Origin of the sequence: Streptomyces sp. WAC06614 (genome assembly GCF_003949795.1) — a bacterium.
Lineage (GTDB): Bacteria > Actinomycetota > Actinomycetes > Streptomycetales > Streptomycetaceae > Streptomyces.
This window is the reverse complement of record NZ_RPRY01000681.1, coordinates 1-1289: the sequence shown is the minus strand read 5'-3', so window position 1 is coordinate 1289 and position 1289 is coordinate 1. Positions and strand designations below refer to the sequence as shown.

The following is a 1289-nucleotide window of genomic DNA, read 5'->3' as shown; positions in this document are numbered from 1 at the left end:
CCGTGTTCGGCAGCGTCAGAAGTGATGAAGAGCCAGGTACGTACACCGTGCGCAGCGAGGCCGACGGGCGGCTGCTGGACCTCGGGCCCGGCCGGGCCCTGGCCCACCCGACGGCCTCGCTGCGCACGGTGTACGTACCGGAGGCCGACCTCTTCCTGAAATTCAGCCTCGACGTCCGGATCACCAACGACATCCGCCGGCTGTGGCGGCACGACCTGCTCGCCCTGCGCCGCACCGACGCGGCCGTGGTCGCCGCGTCCGCCGGGCTGCGCGCCCGCACCGGTACGAACGCGGCCTGGCTGAGCGACCGCGGCTACCGCACCGCCGCGTTCGCCTTCGAGGAACTGGCCGTCCTGGTCCGTGACGGCCTGGCCGGGCACGTCGTCCCCGGGGCCACCCCGCTGCTCGCCGCCGCGCTGGCCGAGGGCTTCGACGGCAGCCCCGTCCCGCACGCCCCGGACCCGCTGCGCTGGTGGGAGGCGTACCTGCGGCAGGTGGTGCCGCCCGTCCTCGACCTGTTCGCCCGGGGCGTCGTCCTGGAGGCGCACGTCCAGAACACGCTGGTCGCCGTGGACCGCACCGGGCTCCCCGTGCAGGCCCTGTTCCGGGACGCCGAGGGCGTCAAGCTGATGCCCGCCACCCCGCGCCCCAAGGCCTGGGAGCGGCTGGTGTACTGCCTGGTCGTCAACCACCTGACGGAGATCGCCGCCACCCTCGCCGCCCACCATCCGCAGGTCGCGCCCGCCCTGTGGCCGGCGGCCCGGGCGGTGTTCCTGCGCCACCACGCAGCCCACCCGCTCCCCGAGATCCCGCGGTTGCTCGCCGCCCCGGACCTCCCGGGCAAGACCAACCTGACACTGCGCTGGACGCACGCCGACGGCGCCTCCGCCCGCTATCTGCCCCTGCCCAACCCGCTGCGGGACGAAGCCTGAGGGGAGGGGCGGGGTTTCGATTCGGGAACGGCACTCGGCAGACGACGATCTCCGTGACAGAGTGCGCTCCACCGGCCCTTTCCCTGCGAGGAGGCACCATGACCAGCGGCTCCGCGATGCCGAGCTGTCCTCTGTGCAGAACGCGGGCCCACCGGGTCTCCTGGCACACCGGGCGCGGCGGCGGCCCGGTGAGGGTCACCCTCCAGCCGTGCGGGCACGTGGTGACCTGCGCGGCGGAGCCCGAGATCCTGCTCCAGGAGGAGCTGCGGACCGCCCCGGAGGCGACCGGCCGGCCCGCCTGAGCGGCCGGTCGCCTCCGGGGCGGTCCGCAGCTCCTCCTGGAGCAGGATCTCGGGC

General features: G+C 74.6%; 2 protein-coding genes. Both read left to right on the top strand.

All coding sequences use genetic code 11. From position 1 onward, the window contains the following. A partial coding sequence (locus EF918_RS35850; protein WP_125652994.1) for an IucA/IucC family C-terminal-domain containing protein occupies window positions 1-932 on the top strand: 932 nt, incomplete at its 5' end. Between the two features lie 98 nt (window positions 933-1030). Then, window positions 1031-1234: a hypothetical protein gene (locus tag EF918_RS35845; RefSeq protein WP_125652993.1), complete on the top strand. Its 204-nt coding sequence runs from the start codon at window positions 1031-1033 to the stop codon at window positions 1232-1234. The last annotated feature ends 55 nt before the right edge of the window (window positions 1235-1289 follow it).

Coding starts and splice junctions, on each gene's coding strand:
- EF918_RS35845 (WP_125652993.1), top strand. CDS start 1,031: ATGACCAGCGGCTCCGCGATGCCGAGCTGTCCTCTGTGCAGAACGCGG.